We start from the raw sequence: 20247 nt of genomic DNA on the forward strand, positions 1-20247 counted from the left end.
TAGATGCGCATGTGTATCAAATAACATACCACGCCTCCTTACTCTTAAGATTATACCAAAACAACGTTTCATTAAAATATCTAAACTATTTCAATTATATTACAATACATTTTCAATTAACGTAAATATTGTTACTTTATACGTTTTCAAAAATATTTAGGGAGAATTATTGTCTTTTTTCAACAATTATTTCTAATTTTTTAAGCAACTAACCTAAAAGGTCTATATTTAAAAGAAATTTAAACACATCTGTTTCTTTATATATAATTTCACTTTATAAAAGTACTAATAAACTTTGCGAGGGGACAAGACAAAATCAATTTCTCTGAAAATACGATATTGAATCACTCCCAAAAAAGATGCCTTAGAGCAATAAACACTCTAAGACATCTCTGATAAAGTTTATTATATTATTTTAAGCTTAATTCTCCATGATACCAAACACGTACTTTACCATTCCCTATTGGATATATATCACTGAAGTATAATGTACCTGAAGCCCAACCACGCCCATCATAAAATTGACTATAATTTACACTTGTTGGATACTCTGAACCTACAGGATAATCATAAGGAATACTTTTAGAAATCCTTTCTCCAGTATTCTCAGAATTATTAACAATTGGACTTTTATCCGTTACAACATTATTATCTTGATATGTTGTATTTTCTTCATTTACATTAGCGTTTCCTCCTGATGAAGAATAGACTGTACCAACCCCTAAGCTTCCTGGAAGTAGCACTAATAATAAACTCATCGCTCCTATTTTAATATTTTTTTTCATAAGTATGCACCTCCCCAACTACTTATCTTACTACTATTATACTCCTTTTTTTCAACTATGCAAACCTTTTTATGATGATTTTTATAAAAAATGACTTTAAATATAAATCTGCCCTAAATTTCAGGAAAGCACATCATTATCTAAAGTCATTCTACTTATATTATTCAGCTTTGAAGTCTACTACTTGAGCACCGATAAGTTGCTCTAAAACTTCTGGTTTTACTTCCACTTGGTGACCTACTTTACCTGCAGAAATAATAATCGTTTCTACTTCGCGACATTTCTCATCTACAAAAGTCGGGAATAATTTTTTCATCGCAAATGGTGAACATCCACCTTTTACATATCCTGTAATTTTTGTCAGATCTTTAAGTGGTAACATTGATAAACTTTTCACTCCTGCTGCTTTGGCAAGTTTCTTAAAGTTTATACTGTCTTCACTCACAAGTACACCTACAACGTAGTTACCTTTGCCATCCGTAGTCATAATTGTTTTAAAAACTTGATTATGATCACGCCCGATAATATCAGCTACTCCTACACCAGTCTTTGCAGCATCACTTTCTGCATCAAATTCAAAATGATTATATTCTACACCATTTTCATCTAAAAATCGCATAGCATTTGTTTTTAATTCTTTTTTCTTACTCATATTAGTACCTCATTATTTAATTTCTTCATAGGACTAGCCTAAAAGTCCTAGATTTTAAAAAAGTTTACAAGAAAACTCATAGACGCAGTGGTTTATTGATATCTAAATGCGCTTTATAAAAGCTTTTTAGATATCTAATAAACTTTGCGGGGGTGACTCGACAAAATCGATTTCTACGAAATCACGATTTTTGAGTCACTCCCTTATTTTACTCCAAAGTTTGCCTACTGTCAAAATCTGTTTTAAATTATTTGAAAAAATACCAACCTCAAGAGCTAGATCTTCTATTCTTTGAGATTGGTATTTGAATTTTTATTTTAATACAAAGTGTCCTTCTTCAACTTCTTCGAATTTTTCACTACCAGTTATTACTATTTCCTCTGCACTAACTTCGAAGTCTTCAAACATCTTTCTTGCTCTTACTGGATTAATAATCGGCATAGAGTTTAGAAGACGTTTTGTATAAACGTGCTGCGGATTTTTCATAATCTGTGCTGTTGTTCCTAATTCTACTAGATTACCTCTATACATTACAGCTATTCTATCTGCGATATACTCTACTACACCTAAGTTATGTGAGATGAATAAATATGTTAGAGAGAATTTTTCTTGTAAATCTTTTAATAAATTAATTACCTGTGCTTGTGTTGAAGCATCTAAAGCAGAAGTTGGTTCATCGCATAAAATAAAATCTGGTCTTGTTACAACTGCACGAGCAATACCAGTACGTTGACGTTGCCCTCCACTAAAAGCATTTGATAATTTTAACGCATCCTCATTAGAAATTCCTACAAACTCTAGTATTTCTAACGCTTTTTTCTTAGCTGTTTCTTTATCCTCTTTGTGTAAAGCTTCTATAACTATATCTAAAGCACTCATTCTCGGATTTAGTGATGAATAAGGATCTTGGAATATAATTTGCATCTTGCTATATACTTCTGCAAGCTCTTTTTTTGTCATTTTTGTTAAAGACTTTTCATTACCTTCTACAAAAACTTCCCCTGATGTGAATGAATCAATATTTAAAATCCCCTTACCTAGGGTTGTCTTTCCACTTCCAGATTCGCCTACTACAGCTAGCGTCTCAGCTTTATAAATATCTAAACTAATATCATTAACAGCTATAGTTTCTTTGACTTCTTTGCCCATTCCTTTAGACTTATAAACTTTTCGTACATTTTTTAGTTTTAAATACTCTTTACTCATTATTCCACCTCTTTCAGATACTCATGAGTATCGCTAAGTTTTTGCCAAGTATAGTGTTTGTCATCTTCTTTATAATCAACAGTAAGAAGTTCTTTATTAGTATTTTCTAATCTTGCCGCTGCAAGAAGTTGTTTTGTATATGGATGTTGTGCATTGCTGAAGATTTCTTCAACATTTCCTTTTTCGACAACTCTACCCCTATACATAATATACACATAGTCACACATTCCAGCTATTACACCGAAGTCGTGACTGACTAGTGCAACACTAAGCTCTGTTTCTTTTTGTAATTTTTTAATAAGAGATAAAATCTGTGCTTGAACCGTAACGTCTAAAGCTGTTGTTGGTTCATCTGCTACCAATAACTTAGGATTAGCAAGTAATGCCATAGCTATTAATATCCTTTGACGCATACCACCAGATAATTCATGTGGGTATTGTTCCATTCTAAGAGGTGCATTAAGAATACCTACTTTTTCAAGTTGCTCTATAGCTAGTTTTTTCGCATCTTCTTTAGATTTATTTTGAAATCTTTCTATTACTTCTATTAAATGAAAACCAATTGTTCTAACTGGATCTAGTGAAGTCATAGGGTTTTGGAAAATCATAGAGATTGGTAACTTTTCACCCTTCTTAACTTCCTTTCCATCAAAGTTAGACTTATCATTTTTATCAAAAATATTGTTAGGAAGAATAGACATTATGCTACGCATCAGAATACTTTTTCCACTACCAGATTCTCCAACAACACCAGTGATATGACCTTTTCTAAAATTAATATCGATACCGTGTATTAACTGTTTATCTACTTCTTTATTTGGTTTATAATTAACCGTTAGATTTTTTAATTCTACTATGTTTGTCATATTATTCTCCCTCCTTTTGAATATATTTTGTAAATAAGTTACCAATATTATTAAATGAATAAATTGTTAACATTACAAATAATCCAGGGATAATTGCCATATGAGGTGCACGTTGTAAACTTTGTTGTGCATTTTGCAGAAGTGTTCCCCAAGAAGTCATAGGTTGTTGAATACCAAGTCCTAAGAAACTAAGCGCCGCTTCTGTCATTATTGCATTAGCTATTGAAGCACTTGCTGCTACTACTAAAGTTGGTATTATAGCTGGAATAATATGTTTCTTTAGAATAGAGATAGTTTTTACACCACTAAATCTACTGTATACTACGTAGTCGTATTCTTTTGCTGATAAAGTTTCTGCACGAACTAATCTCGCAAGACGCATCCAAGAAAAACATCCTATTACTATAATTATTGAACCAATTCCTGGTTTTAAAAATACACTAAGTACAATTACTAATACTAACCATGGAATAGATGATAATACATCAACTAAACGCATAAGTAAACTATCAACAACTCCACCAACATAACCTGCGATAAGTCCTACTATCGTTCCGATTGTTACTGCAGTCACCATCGCTAGTAATCCTACTATAAGAGAAATTCGCCCTCCATAGATTACACGGATAAAGTAATCACGACCTACCTCATCAGTCCCGAATAAATGCTGTAGACTTGGTGATTGAGATAGATTTGCTACATCAGTAGCCGCTGGATCAATAGGAAGTAAAGGTGCTATTAATGATACAAACACTAATATCGCTATAAAAATAAGTGAAAAAATATAAATTTTTGAACTTTTAGCTATTTTAATAAATCTTTTCATCTTATTTACCTCCTCTTCTAATTCTAGGATCTACTATAGAGTAAAGTATATCTGAAATTAAATTACCTACTATTACTAGTGTAGCAGAAAGTAACATTACTGCCATTATAATAGGATAATCTAAAGCTCTAGTTGCTTGTGTAATATATGGTCCAATTCCCGGCCAACTAAATACTGTTTCTGTAATAATTGCTCCAGTTACTAACATCGGTAGTGACATACCCACTTGAGTAATTACTGGGATTAGTACGTTTTTTACAATGTGTCTTGTGAAAATTTGAGTTTTTGTCGCTTGGAAAGCTTGTTGAACTACTACATACTCTTCATTTGTTTGGCTTAAAGCTGAAGATCTTACATAACGTGTAAGTTCTGCGAAGAATACGATTGTTAATGTTAGATAAGGCATGATAAAGTGTGATAAGAAATCACCAAAATCATCCTCTTTACCAATTGTGTGCATTCCTATTATTGGGAATAAGTTTAATTGGTATCCTAAAACATAGATGAATATCATCGCTATCCAAAATGATGGAGTAGCTATTCCAAGTGAAGCTACTGCATCGATGAATTTATCTTGCCATTTACCTTTATTTGCAGCCGCTAGTAATCCTAGTACTATTGCGATTATTAGTGCTGTTATATAGGCTGGTAATACTAATGATATTGTATTAGGTATTTTCGCTAGGATTTCTTCTCCTACACTATTGTGAGTTACTAATGAGTGTCCGAAATTCCCACTCAATATTTGTCCTAACCAATCCACATACTGAATTAAGAATGGTTTATTAAGTCCACTTTGCTCACGAAGAATATTTATTTCTTCTTTTGACATGTTCGACGTTATCTGTGCATCGATAGCATCATATGGTGCTAAATGTATTAAAGTAAATACTATAAACGATATTACTAAAAGTAATGGTACTGCTTGTAATATACGTTTCAAAATATATCGAATCATACAATCTCCTTTAAATTTTAATTACTATATTTTTACGCGATTCTTTTATAATTTATCACAAATCTTTTGGATATAAATTATAAATGAACATTTCCCTTAAAACTAATAAAGCGAGGGAGATACTATAAAATCTTATTATAAATAGGATTTTATCGTACTCCCCCTCACACTATATTTTATTTTCCACTACTATTACTATTTAAGAGTAATTTTTGATAAATCATCAAATGTGTAGATTGGTACTAACTTAGCATCGTTAACATTTCCAACACGTTTGTTAACCGCTAAGATTTTTTGGTTATCTACGATTGGGTATAGGTATGCTTGGTTAGCAATTTCTTGTTGAAGGTTTTTGTACACTTCTTTACGTTTAGTTTCATCTAATTCAGCTGCACCTTGTTTGAATAATCCATCAACTTTTTCACTTCTGTATTGGAAGTAATTTGAAGTACCATTTGATCCAAATAGCTTAGAGTATAAATCGGGATCGTTACCCATGATATATCCACCTAAGAATAGGTTGTAAGCTTTAGAACCAGGTTTTCTTAACTCTGTAAAGATAGCTGTTTCATCTCCACCACGAAGCTCAACATTAATTCCTACTGCTTGCAATTGTTGTTGGATAAATGTTGCTTGGATAGTATTTGCAGCATCGTTACTTGCATACCCTAGGTTAAGTTTCAAGTTAGAAACTCCCGCTTCTTTTAATAGTGATTTTGCTTTTTCAACATTTTGAGTATATTTCTCTACATCATCAGTATGGAATGGATTTTTCGGTGGTAAGAATGAATAAGGGTTTTGGTAGTATTTACTATCTAAGTAAGCAGCTTTATTCATGTCTTCTTTGTTTAATGCGTATAAAATAGCTTGTCTAACTTTAACATCTTTTAATTCATCTGTGTTTGTGTTTAGTCCTAAGTATCCAATACGGTTTTCACTGTAAGGATAAGTATCGATGTTTTTAGAATCTAAATCTTTAATTGCAGCAGGTAATACATATGCTGCATCTACCTCACCTTTTTGTAATGCTACTTTTGTAGTATCAGCACTTTTAATAATACGTAGTACTACATTTTTAACTTTTGGCTTACCATTGTAATAATTTTCATTCGCTTCAAATTTAATGTATTCTCCACGTTTGTTTTCTACTAGTTTGTATGGTCCAGTTCCTACTGGTGTTTCTTTTAATTCTTTAACTGAGAAGTCAGATACATTTCCATAAACGTGTTTTGGAATAATGTAAGTTTCATTTGCAATGTTATTTGCCGCAGCTGCACTTGGTTCTGGGAACTTAAATACTACAGTGTAGTCATCTACTTTCTCAATAGTTATCGGTTTGTCACCAATCCATAAGTTTTTGAAGTTTCCATTTTCTTTTTTAGCTTTTGTTTGATAAGTGAAAACTACATCGTCAGCTGTGAATTTTTGTCCATCAGACCATTTTACATCTTTTCTTAAGTTAACTTTTAAGCTAAGACCATCTTTTGCAAGTTCAGTAGATTCTGCTAAGGCATATTCTTTTGAACCATCTCCATTAACTTTGATTAATGGTGAGTAGATAATATTAGTCATTGTTAATCCCCAACGGTCACTAACCTTGATTGGGTTAGTTGATGATGGATCATCACTAATAGCATACGTGAAAGTATCTTTATCTTGAGAAGTGGTAATTGTGTTTTGCGTTTTTGAACTACATGCTGTTACAACACTCATTACTAACGCTAGTGCTCCTATAAACAATTTGTTCTTTTTCATTCTTTTTTCCTCCTTGATTTTAAGTCCTATTTTTCTAACTACAAATTATTTTGGTTTCCCCTATTTAATAATGGTTAAATACATTTGTCTATTCGACAGTGAGAGACTTACATTGCTACTCATGTATTGATTAAATAGACTATATTTCATAATAAGAATAATAAAACCAGATATTATTTAACATTGAACGAATGAAATCAATGCTAGTTTAGTTTACTGTATTATATATAAAGATGTCAATTTATGTGCTTACTTTTATCATTTACTTTAATTATATAATTCTTTTGATTGGAAGTGACTCAAAAATCGTGATTTCGGAGAAACAAGATTTTGTAGAGTCACCCCCGCAAAGTTTATTAGATATCAATAAACCACTGCATCTATGAGTTCGCATATGAACTTTGTTAAATTTTAAGACTTTTGGTTCAGAACCTAAAGTATTATTAATTTTCTGTGCCCCAAACTTCTTCTACAATTTCTTTTATTAGGGCGATTTTCTTCCATTGATCTTCTTCAGTAATCACATTTCCTTCTTCTGTAGAAGCAAAACCACATTGAGTACTTAAGTAAATATTTTCTAATGGTACGTTTTCGCTAGCTTCTTTAATTCTTGCGATTACTTCTTCTTTATCTTCTAAATCTGCAAATTTAGATGTAATTAATCCTAAAACAACTTTTTTATCTTTTCCTACTTTTGCTAGTGGCTTGAAATCTCCTGCACGATCTGTATCGTATTCTAAGTAGTATGCATCTACGTTTTCTCCCGCAAGTAGCTCGTCTTCAACATTTTGATATCCACCTTGAGAAATCCATTTAGAAGCAAAGTTACCACGACAAACGTGTGTATTGATTGCTAAATCTCCTGGCTTCCCTTCTATTGTTTCATTGTTAAGAGCTAGACAACGTGCTGCATATTCTCTACGAACTTCTTCTAATGGACGTGCGTCACGGAAACGGTTCGCAAATCCATCATCAGCTAATGCTCCCCATGTACAATCATCAAATTGTAATACTCGTAATCCTTCTTTATAAAGGTCTGCGATTACTTGTTTATAAGCTGCTACAATCGCATCTTTTAATTCTTCAAATGTTGGGTAGAATTTTTCATATCCTTTAATGTGATCTTCAGTACGTATTAACTCGAAGTATAATTGTGATGGTGATGGAATTGTTAATTTCACAGTCACATCTTTTTTATCAGCTACTAAGTCTCTTAAGAATTTGTAGTGTTCTACAAATGGGTGATTTTCTCCACTGATTTTTCCTGATACTTTTGCTGTATCTGGTTTAGTTTCGATACCTTTGAATGGGTAACCTTTTTCTCCTTGAACATGTTCTACACCGTTAAGTCCCCAAAAGAAGTCTAGGTGCCAGTATGCACGACGAAACTCTCCATCTGTTACTCCTTTTAGTCCATTTGCTATTTGTTTTTCAACTAATTCTGTAATTACTTTATCTTCTACCTTAGTTAATTCTTCTTGTGATAATTCTCCTTTTGAAAATTTTTCACGAGCTTCTACTAACTCCTTAGGTCTTAAAAATGATCCCACGTGATCTACTCTATATGCTGCTCTTTCTACCACTTTATTTTGACATCCTTGACACATAATATTTTTTTCTCCTTTTATTTAACTAATTTATTTTCTCTATCTTCTTAGATTTATTTATCAAGCAACCAAGAAAAGGCTGGATCCTGAAAAATATGACGTTTAGGAACAGTTTGTAAATTCTGATCGCATTCATCTATTGTACCTAATTTCAAAGCACAGACTTCTGGTATATTTTCTTGAACAGTGAAAATTTGACTATGACAGTTCTGGCAGTAATAACGCTGTTTTCCTGGAGAAGAACTATAGGAAACAAGCTTTTCTTTTCCATGCAATACTAGCTTTTCACTGCTAACTTTAGCATTAACTGTATAAGCAGACGCAGTTGCTTTCCGACAAAATGAGCAATGACAAAAAACTAATTCCGATAATTCCTCATCTAGAGTGTAGGTCACTGCTTTACATAAACAAGATCCTTTAAGCATTATGTATGCTCCTTTCTACTACTTTATTTTGACATCCTTGATAGACATCCTTTTGTTTAACTAATTTATTTTCTCTTTTAACTTTACTCTTCTGACTTTATTATTTTGACTTTATTATTTTGACTTTATTATAAACTTCTAGTAACTTTTCTCTTCAAACTTTTCTTCTTTTCTAATACATATTTTTTCTCATAAACTAAAACTTTTTTATAAAGACCGTACTATTCGTCTTCTGGTAGTATCGCTACTACTCTTACTGGTGATCCAGTTGCTTCTGTCCAGTTTGGATAAGCAATTGAGATTAGTGCTCCAGTCGCTGGTACTTGATCAAGATTTGCTAAAACTTCAATTTGATAAATATCTTGTTCTAGTAAGTAATACTCTTGAATTAGTCCTTCTGCAGCTGCTGTAACTCCTGAGTCAGTATCTAGAGTTTCATGTCCGACAGCTTTAACTTTTCTTTCTTTAATTAAGAATTCTAATGCATCTCTTCCCCAACCTGGAGTGTGTTGAACATCATTTTCGTCTAGATTTCTAATTTCATCATAGCTAGGCCAACGTTTAGACCAATCACTTCTGAATGCTACGAATGATTCTGGTAATATTTCTCCATGTTCAGCTTCAAAATCAAGAATGTCTTGTTTAGAAATTACATAGTCATTATTCTCCGCTACTTCTTTACTTTTATCGATTACGTATAAAGGTAATAGTAAATCTTTAAGTTCAATCTCATCTAACCAACGTCCACCTTCAACAAAGTGAATTGGTGCATCGATATGTGTTCCATATTGCCCAACAACTGAGAATTTTTGAACATAAAATCCATCTTTTAAAGTAAAGACATTTTCTTTTTCTAAAGCAGGTAGTGCTGGGAACTTAGGTGAATTTTCATCGATTTTGTGACTTAAGTTAACCCATTTTTTGTTTTTTAAAGTTTTATAAATATTTAATAATTCTGACATGTTTTTGTCCCTCCAAAGTGTTTATAATATTAGATTAAGTTAAGTATTCTTGTGATTATTTTGAGAAATAAAAAAAGTCCTCACAGAAGCTTTTGCTTCTGCAAGGACGTCTAATAATTTACGTGTTACCACCTTACTTTATAATATTCTCACAAATATCAACTCAAAAAGTACGCACCAAAATACAGTGATGTTATACCCTGAAGCTATAACGGGCTCACCCGTAAAAGTCTAATTATTCGACCATTAACACTCAAAGACCATTTTCAAAGCTTCCAATACGATCTCTTTTCACCAACCAAGACTCTCTTTACCATCTTTCACTTTTACTTATCTTTTCAACGTGTGAATCATTAACTTGTGATTAAGTATAACAAGTTATTTTTTATCTGTCAATAGTTTTTTTTGAAAAAATTTACATGTTTTCTTTCTGTAGAACTTTTATATACTCCATATTATTTGAATAAAAGCTAGTTAAATCAGTAGATTGTAAAGTCTAAAATCAGCCTTTTCATCGATTAAAAATTTTCTTTTTTACTGCGAATATGTATTATTTAGAGAAAATATTAATTAATAACTTTATAAAATTGATTTTTACCTGCACCTTATTAAATATATAAAAAAATGAGAATTTCTAATTATTTCTTAGAAACTCTCATCTCTTCCCTTTAATTTTCAATAAAATTTTATATTCTGATCTTTGTTTGAACCAATTTCCAAAGAACAGCTGGCACTAATAATATTGTTAATGCTAAAGCTAGACCACGGTTAATAGTAAATACATCCACTAATACTATTAATACGAAAGCAAATATTCCCATTAACAATATTAAATATCCCACTAATGACAGTCTTTCTATTGTGAAAAATTCTCCTTCTTTTTCTACATTATGTATTTTATAAATCTTACTTGCTACTAGCATAATTACAGTTAAAATAACTAGGTAAATAATTATACTTTTCCAAGGAGCGTATCCGAAATAATAAAATATTGGCATCTTTGGTATATTATCAAGAAACGGCTCATTTGAAAAATAATTTACAAAGAATAATTTTCCTACACCAATCCATACTCCCAATGGATAATATATTAATGTGAGAGCTGGAATATACATCACACCTATGCTCAATATACTTCCGCAAAAACTTGATAAGATTGCTCCTAGTAATACTAGACCTATTCCTAGTATATAAATTTTATTATTTATTTCAAATACAGCTGGCACATTATAGTGTTCTCCTAACAAACTATTACTTATAACTGCTATATTGGTTAATCCTGTTAGAATGTAGCTAACTATTAAGGTTAAGAATGATAAAATTACTTTAGCAAAGTATACTTTCTCTTTTTCATAAGGTAAGCTCGCTACAAATTTACCAAAATTAGTATGATATTCAACTCCAAAGATTAATAACGGGATTAAAGTTATTAAAATATAATACCCAATATTAGTTCCCTCGTTAAATAGAGTTTCTTTTAACTTAATTTTACTAGATTCTAAATTTTCTTTTAAGAAAGTTAATGTTTTTGTATTACTAATATCTAATGCTGGAGGGTATATTTTATCTAGTTCTTCTTGCTTGTCAAAATACTCCTTGCTACCCGGCTGCATTCTTGACCATTCTTTATACTTAGGAACGTTATTTAGTTCTTCTTCTGTTAAATATTGTTTGTATTTTTCACTCTCACTACCTACAAGTACATTTAGATCTTCATTATTAGTATAAAATGTCCATATTGAAGAACTTGGAAAATTATGTAAATATGCTCCAATCGCATAAGAATGTTTCATCTCATTTAATTTTTCTTTTGATAATTTTTCTTTATAATTTTTTTGATATTCTTCTTTCTCCTTATACAATTCATGTATTTTTTGATTTAATTCATCATTCGATGCGCCTTTCCTAATTTCCAATTCCTTAACTATTCCTGTTGTTAATTGAAAATCATAAACTGCAACTCCATTTTTTAATTTATTTAGTTGTTTATTGGTAGTTGTAGCAGCAAATGTCGAGAAGGCAATTAATAGTATAATTAACATTATTGAATATTGTTTCAAATATATGCGCATAATTTTTAAAATATCTTTACACATTTTCATCTTCTCCTTTACTATTTAATAAAAAGATATCCTCTAATGCAATAGGTAATTTATCATATTGAAGAAGATCTTTATCTTGAATAATGTCATGAGTAGCATCATAACTTCCCTTCATAATAACCACATAAACTCTTCCAATATTACTAATAATTCTTATATCAGGGTTACGACGTAACTCCTCTGGTATTTTTTCTTGGTATACTAATTGATATTTACTATACTCATCCTTATTAATTTCTTCACTAACTCCAACTCCATCATCTAAATAGACAACCTTATCACTTATATTTTCCAGAGCATTTAATTGGTGACTACTAATTAATAACCCAACTCCATCACTTTGAGCGTCCAAAATATAATCAACTATCATTTTAGTATTTATCACATCTATCCCATCTAGTGGTTCATCTAAGAAGATAAACTTCGTTCGACATGAAATCCCCAAAATCAAACTAAAAATAGCTAGTTGTCCTTTTGATAATTCAGATAATCTGCTGGTTTGTGATAATTTAATTTTTTCTAATTCTGTTTTAAAATATTGTTCATCAAAATTTTCATAAGCTAACTTGTAAAATTCACAAACTTTCTTAATTTTAGAATTTTTAAAATAATCGAATCTATCCGGTATATAAATCAATTGTTTTCTTATATTTTTATTATCTATACCTTCAATTCCTATTTCACCAGAATCTTGACTATATATTCCTGATAAAATCTTTAATAATGTTGTTTTTCCACTTCCGTTTCTACCAATAAGCGCTACAATTTCTCCAGTACTTACGGTAAAACTAACATTATTTAACACTATATTTTTTAAAAATTTCTTATTAATTTTTTCTATCATAAGCTTCATAATTTTTCTCCTTTATCTACTTCGCATAATTTTTCCATCGATAACCCTAAGAATTTCCATTCCATGATTAATTCTTTTAACTTTCCATCAATCTTCTTATTATCCATAATTAATCACCCTTTCGAAATTCCAACTTAATTTTTTCTAATAAATCTTCTTCCGAGATTCCCCTTATCTTTACTTCCCTAATTAATTCCTCAATTATTGAATCTATGAGTTCATAATTTGGAACAATATTATCAAAATTATTTGTAATAAAAGTACCTCTCCCTACGATTGTTGTGATTATCTTTTCACTTTCTAACTGTTGAAAAGCTTTTTGAATTGTACTAACATTAACACCAAGCATTTTCGAAAATTCTCTTACCGATGGTAATTTATCTCCCTCCTGTAATAAATTTTTGCTTATCATAGACTTAATTTGATCTACTATTTGTTTATAAATCGGTTTATCTGATAATGAATCAATTTGAAACATGGTGACCTCCTTTCCAAGTGTACCATATACCACCATACATCTTCCACTTATAGTGTACCACACATCACCATACATTACAAGTAAAAAAATAAGATATAATAAATTTCAAAGAAACAATTATTATATCTTTACTTACTTAGCTTATCAAAAAATCATACCAATTTTTTCCGGTAATTCGATTTTTTGTAAATCTCTTTATTTAACTTTTTTATTTAATAATGGTTTTAGTACGACTCTAAAAATCGAATCAGCTATTATTATACCAACTGCTAATCCTATAGCACCATAAAAACTATTTAAGAAAATTTTTCCAGAATTACCATAATCATCTAACAACAATGTTCTGAACGCATCATAAATAGTTACCCCAGGCACTACCGGAACAAGTCCTGGAACGAAATATACAGTTACTGGATTTTTAAATTTAATCGCACAAATTTGCCCTATATTAGCCAATAATAACGAACATACTAAACTTGACATAAATACACTATGTCCATGGCTCCACATCCCCCAGTATCCACACCATCCTATCGCACCAATTATTCCACCAGTTACCAAAGTTTTTCTTGGGACATCGCAAATAATTCCGAAAGATACTGAAGATATAAAGCTAAATATAAAATGATATAGTAGCAATAAGGCATGACTCATTATAGCAAGCATTATACCACACCTCCTAAAAGTCTAACTATATAGTACACAGTAACTATTCCTGCACCTAATGCAAAAGCCACACAGAAACTTTCAATAAATCGAATAGATCCAGAAATAAACTGTCTGGCGATAATATCCCTCATCGAGTTTGTTATCGTAATACCTGGTACAAGAGGCACTACTGCTCCTATCATCGCGAGTCTTAGTGAATGTCCATTTAACAAAGCAAAGCCTATATATCCTGCTAAACCACCGACAAAAGTACTAATGTACTCAGAAATAAAAGGCGCTTTTAAATAGTCGATAACTTTAATATAAACATAAAATGCGACTGCTCCAGCTATTCCTCCAGGTATAACATCCCAAAAATTACCATCAAAGATCAATACGATACTACCACTAAGAATCCCTGAACAAAGAACTTTAAACCAATCCTTTATAGGACTCTTTTCATCTTGAACTCTTTTTAACGCTTTATACATATCTGGTAGACTGATTTTTCCCGATGTAAATGCCCTCGATAGTGAATTAACTTCCGATATTTTTGTTAAATTGTAAGTTCTATCTCCTACTCTTCGAAAATCAGTTCCTAATTTTTCTATCCTAATAAATATACCAGTAAGAGTAACATGAGTATAATATTCATCAATACGATCATCACCAACACCATGTTTAATGATTCTCTCAAGAGTATCTTCTGTTCTATATACCTCGGCACCATTTTCCATTAATATTTTTCCCGCAAGTAACGCTGTTTTCATCAATAATTTCTCATACATTACTCTTCTCCATTAAAGATTAAATATAAAGTTCAAATAGAATTTAAAACTATATATCTAGTCATCTTACCTTCCATAAATAAATTTTAAAATCATTATATCATAAAACCATCTATAAAAACATAGTTTTCAATTATACAAATTAAAAAATCATTGCATATATAACATCTAATATAAAATTTAGTTTCTTTTGCGTATTTTACACGTAAGGATTTTTACGAATCAAAGATTCTAAAAATCTTAACGACTCGCGCAGTAGACGTATTCCAATCAGCTTTATTCTTGGTGCGTCCTTGCGTACTTTGTACCTAACGTTAAATAATACTTTTACCAAGTTTCTTATAATTCCTTTGTCACTTCGCAGTTGGAACTAAAAATTTCTTTCGTCTCTTTGTTCCTCAGAAATTTAGTTCCTTTTGCATATTTTGCACGTAATGATTTTTACGAATCGAAGATTCTAAAAATCTTAACACTGCCTCGCAGTAGACGTATTCCAATCAGCTTCAGCTATCGCCTCGCTTCTTGGTACGTCCTTGCGTACTTTGTACCTAACGTTTTATGCAATTCGAAGAATTGCTAAAACGAAAGGTACAAAGCAAAAAAAGACTACCTTGCCTGGTAATCTTTTAAAGTATAATTAGATTTAATTTTTAAAGGGACAAAAGGGTATCCTAGCGATATGCTAGGATACATTAGAGCTAGACGACGTAGCCTTTTCCTACGCATTTCAAGCACTCTTTTGCCAAAAAAATTAGTTTAAATTCTTGTTGTATGTGTTGTTTAGTTGTGTGTGTATGTAGTATGTTATTGTTGTATGAAAAATTTATATTAAACTAATTCTATAATAGCTGTTTCTGCACCATCACCTTTACGTGGTCCAACACGTAGAATACGAGTGTATCCACCGTTACGGTCAGCATATTTAGGTGCTACTTCTTCAAATAATTTTTTAAGAGCTAATTGACTCTTACCTTCTTCAGTTGCTACTGCAACAGGTTGGATGAATTTAGCTGCATTACGTCTTGCTGCTAGATCACCTTTTTTACCTAATGTAATCATTTTTTCTGCTAATGAACGAACTTCTTTCGCTCTTGTAACAGTTGTTTCAATTCTACCGTGTACTAGTAGAGCAGTTACTAAGTTTCTTAACATCGCTTTACGGTGAGCTGATGTACGTCCTAATTTTCTGTAACCCATTAGTGTGCCTCCTTGTTAGTATTATTCTTCTTTGAATCCTAGTTCTAACTCTTGAAGTTTAATTTTAACTTCTTCTAGAGATTTACGACCTAAGTTTCTTACTTTAATCATTTCTTGTTCTGTTTTGTTAGCTAATTCTTGTACTGTGTTAATTCCTGCACGTTTTAAGCAGTTGTAACTACGTACTGATAAGTCTAATTCTTCAATTGTCATTTCTAACATTTGAACTTTATTATCTTCTTCTTTAGCTACCAATATTTCAGCAGCTTTTGCTTCTTCAGACATTTCCATAAATAATTCTAAGTGCGAGATTAGAATTTTTGATGCTAATGCTAAAGCGTCGTTAGCTGTAATTGAACCATTAGTAGTAACGTCTAAGATAAGTTTATCAAAGTCAGTGCTTTGACCTACCCTAGTTTTTTCTACTGTATAGTTAACTTTTGATACTGGTGTGTAAATTGAATCGATTGGAATAACTCCGATTGGTAAGTCACGTTTTTTGTTTCCATCAGCTGGTACAAATCCACGTCCTTTTCCAACGTAAATAATCATTTCAAATTGTCCACCTTCAGATACTGTTGCAATGTGTTGATCAGTATTTACTACTTCGATATCAGAATCGATAGCGATGTCCGCTGCTGTAACAACTGCAGGACCTTTAACACTGATTGATACTTGTTTTTCTTCTTCAGAATGAACTACAAACGCGATGTTTTTAACGTTCATAATGATTTCAGTAACATCTTCTACAACACCTTTAATTGCTTGGAATTCGTGTTGAACTCCTTCAATATCGATGCTTCTTGCTGCTGCTCCTGGTAATGATGAGATTAACATTCTTCTCAATGAATTACCTAATGTAGTTCCATAACCACGTTCAAGTGGTTCAACTACAAAGCGACCAAATCTTTTATCTGATGATTCTTCAATGATTTGAATTTTTGGTTTTTCTATTGCTAACATTATGTTAAACCTCCTAAATTTTGTCTATGTTATTATTATACACGACGACGTTTAGGTGGGCGACATCCATTGTGAGGAACTGGAGTTACGTCTTTGATTGATGTAACTTCTAATCCAGCAGATTGTAATGCACGAATAGCTGCTTCACGTCCTGCACCTGGGCCTTTAACTGTTACATCTACATATTTCATTCCGTGTTCCATAGCTTGTTTAGCTGCTGCTTCACTTGCCATTTGTGCTGCGAATGGAGTAGATTTTCTAGAACCTTTGAATCCTAGTGCTCCTGCACTTGACCATGATACTGCATTACCATGTTCATCTGTAATTGTTACGATTGAGTTGTTGAATGTAGAACGAATGTGTGCAACACCATTTTGTATATTTTTTTTCACACGACGTTTACGTGATTGTTGTTTACGAGCCATAGTTGTGTTTCTCCTCCTATCCTAATTATTTTTTCTTGTTCGCAACTGTTTTCTTAGGACCTTTACGAGTACGAGAGTTGTTCTTAGTGTTTTGCCCTCTTACTGGAAGTCCACGACGGTGACGAATTCCTCTGTAACATCCGATTTCCATTAGACGTTTGATGTTTAATGAAACTTCACGACGTAAATCACCTTCTGTTTTGTAGTTATCTACGATTTCACGAATTTTATCTAATTGATCTTCTGATAAGTCTTTAACTCTCACATCTTCAGAAACTCCAGCTTCTTTTAAGATTTTTTGAGAAGTTTTTAAACCTATACCATATACATAAGTTAGAGATATAACAACGCGTTTCTCACGTGGAATATCTACTCCTGCTATACGTGCCATTAAGTTTGCACCTCCTAATTAATTATCCTTGTTTTTGTTTATGTTTTGCGTTTTCGCAAATCACTAATACTTTACCACCACGACGAATTACTTTACATTTGTCACAGATCTTTTTCACTGATGGTCTTACTTTCATCGTTATTTCCTCCTTGAGTTTATAACTTACTTGAATCTATAAGTTATTCTACCTTTTGTCAGGTCATACGGACTCATTTCTACTGTAACTTTATCACCTGGTAAAATTCTTATATAATTCATTCTGATTTTTCCAGAAACATGAGCTAAAATAATATGACCATTTTCTAATTCTACTTTAAACATTGCATTCGGCAAGTTTTCTACTACTAAACCTTCTACTTCAATGACATCTTTTGCCATACTTTTCCTCCCTGACTATTTCAGTTTGTCTAATATATTTTGTACGTCTTGGAAAACTACTTTGATGTCTTGGTCACCATTAACATTTTCAACTACACCTTCTTTTTGACTATAGAAGTCTAAAAGAGGTTTTGTTTGTTTGATGTTAACTTCTAAGCGATTACCAACTGTTTCTTCATTGTCATCACTTCTTTGGTAAAGTTCACCACCATCATTATCACAAACACCTTCAACTTTTGTAGGATTGAAAAGTAAGTGATAAGTGTTTCCACATTGTTTACAGATTCTTCTACCTGTTAAACGAGGTAACAGAATAGCTGGATCTACATCGATATTTAGTACTTTATCGATTTTTCTATTAGTTTTTGCTAAAATTTGATCAAGGGCTTCAGCTTGTTCTACTGTTCTTGGAAAACCGTCAAGTAAAAAGCCTTCTTTTGCATCTTCTTGATTCAATCTTTCTTCAACTAATCCTATAGTTACACTGTCAGGAACAAGTTGTCCTTTATCAATATAACTTTTTGCTTCTTTTCCAAGCGGAGTCTCATTTTTAATAGCAGCTCTAAACATATCTCCAGTAGAAATATGCGGAATTGGATAATTCGCTTTAATTTGCTCTGCTTGAGTACCTTTACCCGCTCCTGGTAATCCCATTAAAATAATATTCATCATGATTATTTACCACCTTTTCGTCCTGTAATGAAACTTCTATAGTTCTTCTCTGTTAATTGAGTATTAAGTTGTTTAACTGTCTCTAGCGCTACACTGACAACAATTATTAAACTTGTACCACCAATTTGAACAGATGCTGGTAATTTAGCAATGCTTGTGAATATTGTTGGAAGAACCGAAACAGCTGCTAGGAATATTGAACCTACAAACGTTAGTCTGTATAAAATACCTGTAATGTATTGTTCAGTTTTTTTACCTGGTCTAACCCCTGGAACAAAACTTCCTTGTTTTCTTAAATTATCAGCCATTTTTTCTGGGTTAACTTGCACCATTACATAGAAGTAACAGAACGCAATAATTAATACTACGTATAATGTTAATCCTAGAACATGACTGAAATCGAAATATGATACAATTTTTTGTAACTTTTCGTTATTAGGTGCGAATATCGCAATAGTTCTAGGTAATTGTAAGAATGCGATAGCGAAGATTACTGGGATAACCCCGGCACTATTCACTTTAAGAGGCAAGTAAGTTGATCTTGCTCCTAACATTCTACGACCTGCTCTCGCTTGAGAGTATTGAATAGGAATTTTACGAATTGCTTCTTGCATGTAAACAACAGCAGCAACAATTCCTATAACAATGATTGCTACAATAACAATTTTTAAAATTGCTAATGTAAGGTTTTCAGCATCTTTAATTTGAGATTCATAAACTTGAATGAACTCCATTGGTAAACGAGCAATAATACCCGCTAAGATAATGATAGAAACACCATTACCTACACCATATTGTGATATCTGATCCCCTAGCCATAGTAATAATGCTGTACCAGCAGTTAATACTAAAGCCACTGTAATGAATCCTAGAATTGAAGTATCTTTAATTAATCCATGATACGCATTATTAAATCCATAAGACATAATAAGCGATTGGATAAATGCTAAGACAATTGCTAAGACTCTTGTTAATTTTTGTGTTTTCTTTTGACCTACTTCACCTTGTTTTGACCACTCGGTTAATGTAGGAATAACATCCATTTGCATAAGTTGAATTACGATAGATGCTGTAATGTATGGCATGATACCCATAGCGAATACAGAGAACTGTTGTAAAGCTCCTCCTGCAAATGTATTAAATATTCCGAATAATCCAGATGCATCTTGACTTTTAAGAACATCTGCATCTACTCCAGGTATCGGTAAATATGAACCGATACGGAATAGGAATATACCAAATAAGGTAAATAAAATTTTATTACGAGTTTCTTTAACTTTAAATAAATTTAGTGATGCACTAAACATATA

23 protein-coding genes and 1 other annotated feature are annotated in these 20247 nt (G+C 31.8%); all 23 genes read right to left on the bottom strand.

The genetic code is table 11. From position 1 onward, the window contains the following. Positions 1–410 precede the first annotated feature (410 nt). A complete protein-coding gene (locus RWQ74_RS00005) occupies positions 411–785 on the bottom strand; it encodes a hypothetical protein (protein ID WP_314395656.1) in 375 nt (124 codons plus the stop codon). 160 nt (positions 786–945) lie between these two features. Continuing rightward, on the bottom strand, positions 946–1437 hold the full coding sequence (gene ybaK, locus RWQ74_RS00010; protein WP_314395658.1) for a Cys-tRNA(Pro) deacylase: 492 nt from the start codon (positions 1435–1437) through the stop codon (positions 946–948). 312 nt (positions 1438–1749) lie between these two features. Further along, the gene (locus RWQ74_RS00015; RefSeq protein WP_314395660.1) at positions 1750–2643 is read right to left on the bottom strand and encodes an ATP-binding cassette domain-containing protein; all 894 of its coding nucleotides are present in this window, start codon (positions 2641–2643) and stop codon (positions 1750–1752) included. Then, positions 2643–3509, bottom strand: a complete 867-nt coding sequence (locus RWQ74_RS00020; RefSeq protein ID WP_314395662.1) for an ABC transporter ATP-binding protein — start codon at positions 3507–3509, stop codon at positions 2643–2645. Before RWQ74_RS00020 ends, RWQ74_RS00015 begins: the two co-directional genes overlap by 1 nt. 1 nt (position 3510) lies before the next feature. Continuing rightward, positions 3511–4335, bottom strand: a complete 825-nt coding sequence (locus RWQ74_RS00025; protein ID WP_314395664.1) for an ABC transporter permease — start codon at positions 4333–4335, stop codon at positions 3511–3513. A 1-nt stretch (position 4336) separates the two neighbouring features. Next, complete coding sequence (locus tag RWQ74_RS00030) at positions 4337–5293, bottom strand: ABC transporter permease (protein WP_314395667.1); 957 nt, start codon at positions 5291–5293, stop codon at positions 4337–4339. A 195-nt stretch (positions 5294–5488) separates the two neighbouring features. After that, entirely contained in the window at positions 5489–7048 is a 1560-nt protein-coding gene (locus tag RWQ74_RS00035; protein ID WP_314395669.1) for an ABC transporter substrate-binding protein, read from the bottom strand. Between the two features lie 443 nt (positions 7049–7491). Then, the gene (locus tag RWQ74_RS00040; RefSeq protein WP_314395671.1) at positions 7492–8655 is read right to left on the bottom strand and encodes a 5-methyltetrahydropteroyltriglutamate--homocysteine S-methyltransferase; all 1164 of its coding nucleotides are present in this window, start codon (positions 8653–8655) and stop codon (positions 7492–7494) included. 53 nt (positions 8656–8708) lie between these two features. Next, positions 8709–9080 (bottom strand): GFA family protein, encoded by a 372-nt coding sequence (locus RWQ74_RS00045; protein ID WP_000912012.1) that lies wholly within the window; start codon positions 9078–9080, stop codon positions 8709–8711. Positions 9081–9301: 221 nt separating this feature from the next. Continuing rightward, positions 9302–10042, bottom strand: coding sequence for a cyclase family protein (locus tag RWQ74_RS00050; protein ID WP_102169842.1), 741 nt, complete (start codon positions 10040–10042; stop codon positions 9302–9304). Between the two features lie 99 nt (positions 10043–10141). After that, positions 10142–10393 (bottom strand) — a binding site (T-box leader). 335 nt (positions 10394–10728) lie between these two features. Beyond that, positions 10729–12138, bottom strand: coding sequence for a hypothetical protein (locus RWQ74_RS00055; protein ID WP_314395676.1), 1410 nt, complete (start codon positions 12136–12138; stop codon positions 10729–10731). Next, entirely contained in the window at positions 12131–12997 is an 867-nt protein-coding gene (locus tag RWQ74_RS00060) for an ABC transporter ATP-binding protein (RefSeq protein ID WP_314395678.1), read from the bottom strand. Before RWQ74_RS00060 ends, RWQ74_RS00055 begins: the two co-directional genes overlap by 8 nt. A 109-nt stretch (positions 12998–13106) precedes the next feature. Then, complete coding sequence (locus RWQ74_RS00065) at positions 13107–13475, bottom strand: GntR family transcriptional regulator (RefSeq protein ID WP_314395679.1); 369 nt, start codon at positions 13473–13475, stop codon at positions 13107–13109. Between the two features lie 195 nt (positions 13476–13670). Continuing rightward, positions 13671–14141 carry a threonine/serine exporter family protein gene (locus RWQ74_RS00070; RefSeq protein ID WP_314395680.1) on the bottom strand — a complete coding sequence of 157 codons (471 nt, stop codon included), beginning with the start codon at positions 14139–14141 and terminating at the stop codon, positions 13671–13673. Continuing rightward, complete coding sequence (locus RWQ74_RS00075) at positions 14141–14911, bottom strand: threonine/serine exporter family protein (RefSeq protein WP_314395681.1); 771 nt, start codon at positions 14909–14911, stop codon at positions 14141–14143. Before RWQ74_RS00075 ends, RWQ74_RS00070 begins: the two co-directional genes overlap by 1 nt. A gap of 828 nt (positions 14912–15739) precedes the next feature. Then, positions 15740–16108 carry a 50S ribosomal protein L17 gene (rplQ, locus tag RWQ74_RS00080; RefSeq protein WP_003144119.1) on the bottom strand — a complete coding sequence of 123 codons (369 nt, stop codon included), beginning with the start codon at positions 16106–16108 and terminating at the stop codon, positions 15740–15742. Positions 16109–16129: 21 nt separating this feature from the next. Beyond that, positions 16130–17071: a DNA-directed RNA polymerase subunit alpha gene (locus tag RWQ74_RS00085; protein WP_003144079.1), complete on the bottom strand. Its 942-nt coding sequence runs from the start codon at positions 17069–17071 to the stop codon at positions 16130–16132. Positions 17072–17106: 35 nt separating this feature from the next. Continuing rightward, positions 17107–17496, bottom strand: coding sequence for a 30S ribosomal protein S11 (gene rpsK / locus RWQ74_RS00090; RefSeq protein ID WP_003144405.1), 390 nt, complete (start codon positions 17494–17496; stop codon positions 17107–17109). A gap of 25 nt (positions 17497–17521) precedes the next feature. Further along, a complete protein-coding gene (gene rpsM, locus RWQ74_RS00095; protein WP_060914797.1) occupies positions 17522–17887 on the bottom strand; it encodes a 30S ribosomal protein S13 in 366 nt (121 codons plus the stop codon). A 22-nt stretch (positions 17888–17909) separates the two neighbouring features. Continuing rightward, positions 17910–18023 (bottom strand): 50S ribosomal protein L36, encoded by a 114-nt coding sequence (gene rpmJ / locus RWQ74_RS00100; RefSeq protein WP_003144208.1) that lies wholly within the window; start codon positions 18021–18023, stop codon positions 17910–17912. 26 nt (positions 18024–18049) lie between these two features. Continuing rightward, positions 18050–18265: a translation initiation factor IF-1 gene (gene infA / locus RWQ74_RS00105; protein ID WP_003144387.1), complete on the bottom strand. Its 216-nt coding sequence runs from the start codon at positions 18263–18265 to the stop codon at positions 18050–18052. Between the two features lie 15 nt (positions 18266–18280). Then, positions 18281–18934 carry an adenylate kinase gene (locus tag RWQ74_RS00110; RefSeq protein ID WP_040464342.1) on the bottom strand — a complete coding sequence of 218 codons (654 nt, stop codon included), beginning with the start codon at positions 18932–18934 and terminating at the stop codon, positions 18281–18283. Between the two features lie 5 nt (positions 18935–18939). Beyond that, positions 18940–20244: a preprotein translocase subunit SecY gene (gene secY / locus RWQ74_RS00115; RefSeq protein ID WP_314395686.1), complete on the bottom strand. Its 1305-nt coding sequence runs from the start codon at positions 20242–20244 to the stop codon at positions 18940–18942. Between the last annotated feature and the right edge of the window lie 3 nt (positions 20245–20247).

This window comes from uncultured Gemella sp. (assembly GCF_963525165.1).
In the GTDB taxonomy this organism is placed as follows: Bacteria; Bacillota; Bacilli; order Staphylococcales; family Gemellaceae; genus Gemella.

What these genes read in the sequence shown, in the direction of transcription:
- RWQ74_RS00005 (WP_314395656.1), bottom strand. Translation starts at nt 785, where the DNA reads ATGAAAAAAAATATTAAAATAGGAGCGATGAGTTTATTATTAGTGCTA.
- ybaK (WP_314395658.1), bottom strand. Translation starts at nt 1,437, where the DNA reads ATGAGTAAGAAAAAAGAATTAAAAACAAATGCTATGCGATTTTTAGAT.
- RWQ74_RS00015 (WP_314395660.1), bottom strand. Translation starts at nt 2,643, where the DNA reads ATGAGTAAAGAGTATTTAAAACTAAAAAATGTACGAAAAGTTTATAAG.
- RWQ74_RS00020 (WP_314395662.1), bottom strand. Translation starts at nt 3,509, where the DNA reads ATGACAAACATAGTAGAATTAAAAAATCTAACGGTTAATTATAAACCA.
- RWQ74_RS00025 (WP_314395664.1), bottom strand. Translation starts at nt 4,335, where the DNA reads ATGAAAAGATTTATTAAAATAGCTAAAAGTTCAAAAATTTATATTTTT.
- RWQ74_RS00030 (WP_314395667.1), bottom strand. Translation starts at nt 5,293, where the DNA reads ATGATTCGATATATTTTGAAACGTATATTACAAGCAGTACCATTACTT.
- RWQ74_RS00035 (WP_314395669.1), bottom strand. Translation starts at nt 7,048, where the DNA reads ATGAAAAAGAACAAATTGTTTATAGGAGCACTAGCGTTAGTAATGAGT.
- RWQ74_RS00040 (WP_314395671.1), bottom strand. Translation starts at nt 8,655, where the DNA reads ATGTGTCAAGGATGTCAAAATAAAGTGGTAGAAAGAGCAGCATATAGA.
- RWQ74_RS00045 (WP_000912012.1), bottom strand. Translation starts at nt 9,080, where the DNA reads ATGCTTAAAGGATCTTGTTTATGTAAAGCAGTGACCTACACTCTAGAT.
- RWQ74_RS00050 (WP_102169842.1), bottom strand. Translation starts at nt 10,042, where the DNA reads ATGTCAGAATTATTAAATATTTATAAAACTTTAAAAAACAAAAAATGG.
- RWQ74_RS00055 (WP_314395676.1), bottom strand. Translation starts at nt 12,138, where the DNA reads ATGTGTAAAGATATTTTAAAAATTATGCGCATATATTTGAAACAATAT.
- RWQ74_RS00060 (WP_314395678.1), bottom strand. Translation starts at nt 12,997, where the DNA reads ATGAAGCTTATGATAGAAAAAATTAATAAGAAATTTTTAAAAAATATA.
- RWQ74_RS00065 (WP_314395679.1), bottom strand. Translation starts at nt 13,475, where the DNA reads ATGTTTCAAATTGATTCATTATCAGATAAACCGATTTATAAACAAATA.
- RWQ74_RS00070 (WP_314395680.1), bottom strand. Translation starts at nt 14,141, where the DNA reads ATGCTTGCTATAATGAGTCATGCCTTATTGCTACTATATCATTTTATA.
- RWQ74_RS00075 (WP_314395681.1), bottom strand. Translation starts at nt 14,911, where the DNA reads ATGTATGAGAAATTATTGATGAAAACAGCGTTACTTGCGGGAAAAATA.
- rplQ (WP_003144119.1), bottom strand. Translation starts at nt 16,108, where the DNA reads ATGGGTTACAGAAAATTAGGACGTACATCAGCTCACCGTAAAGCGATG.
- RWQ74_RS00085 (WP_003144079.1), bottom strand. Translation starts at nt 17,071, where the DNA reads ATGTTAGCAATAGAAAAACCAAAAATTCAAATCATTGAAGAATCATCA.
- rpsK (WP_003144405.1), bottom strand. Translation starts at nt 17,496, where the DNA reads ATGGCTCGTAAACAACAATCACGTAAACGTCGTGTGAAAAAAAATATA.
- rpsM (WP_060914797.1), bottom strand. Translation starts at nt 17,887, where the DNA reads ATGGCACGTATAGCAGGAGTAGATATTCCACGTGAGAAACGCGTTGTT.
- rpmJ (WP_003144208.1), bottom strand. Translation starts at nt 18,023, where the DNA reads ATGAAAGTAAGACCATCAGTGAAAAAGATCTGTGACAAATGTAAAGTA.
- infA (WP_003144387.1), bottom strand. Translation starts at nt 18,265, where the DNA reads ATGGCAAAAGATGTCATTGAAGTAGAAGGTTTAGTAGTAGAAAACTTG.
- RWQ74_RS00110 (WP_040464342.1), bottom strand. Translation starts at nt 18,934, where the DNA reads ATGAATATTATTTTAATGGGATTACCAGGAGCGGGTAAAGGTACTCAA.
- secY (WP_314395686.1), bottom strand. Translation starts at nt 20,244, where the DNA reads ATGTTTAGTGCATCACTAAATTTATTTAAAGTTAAAGAAACTCGTAAT.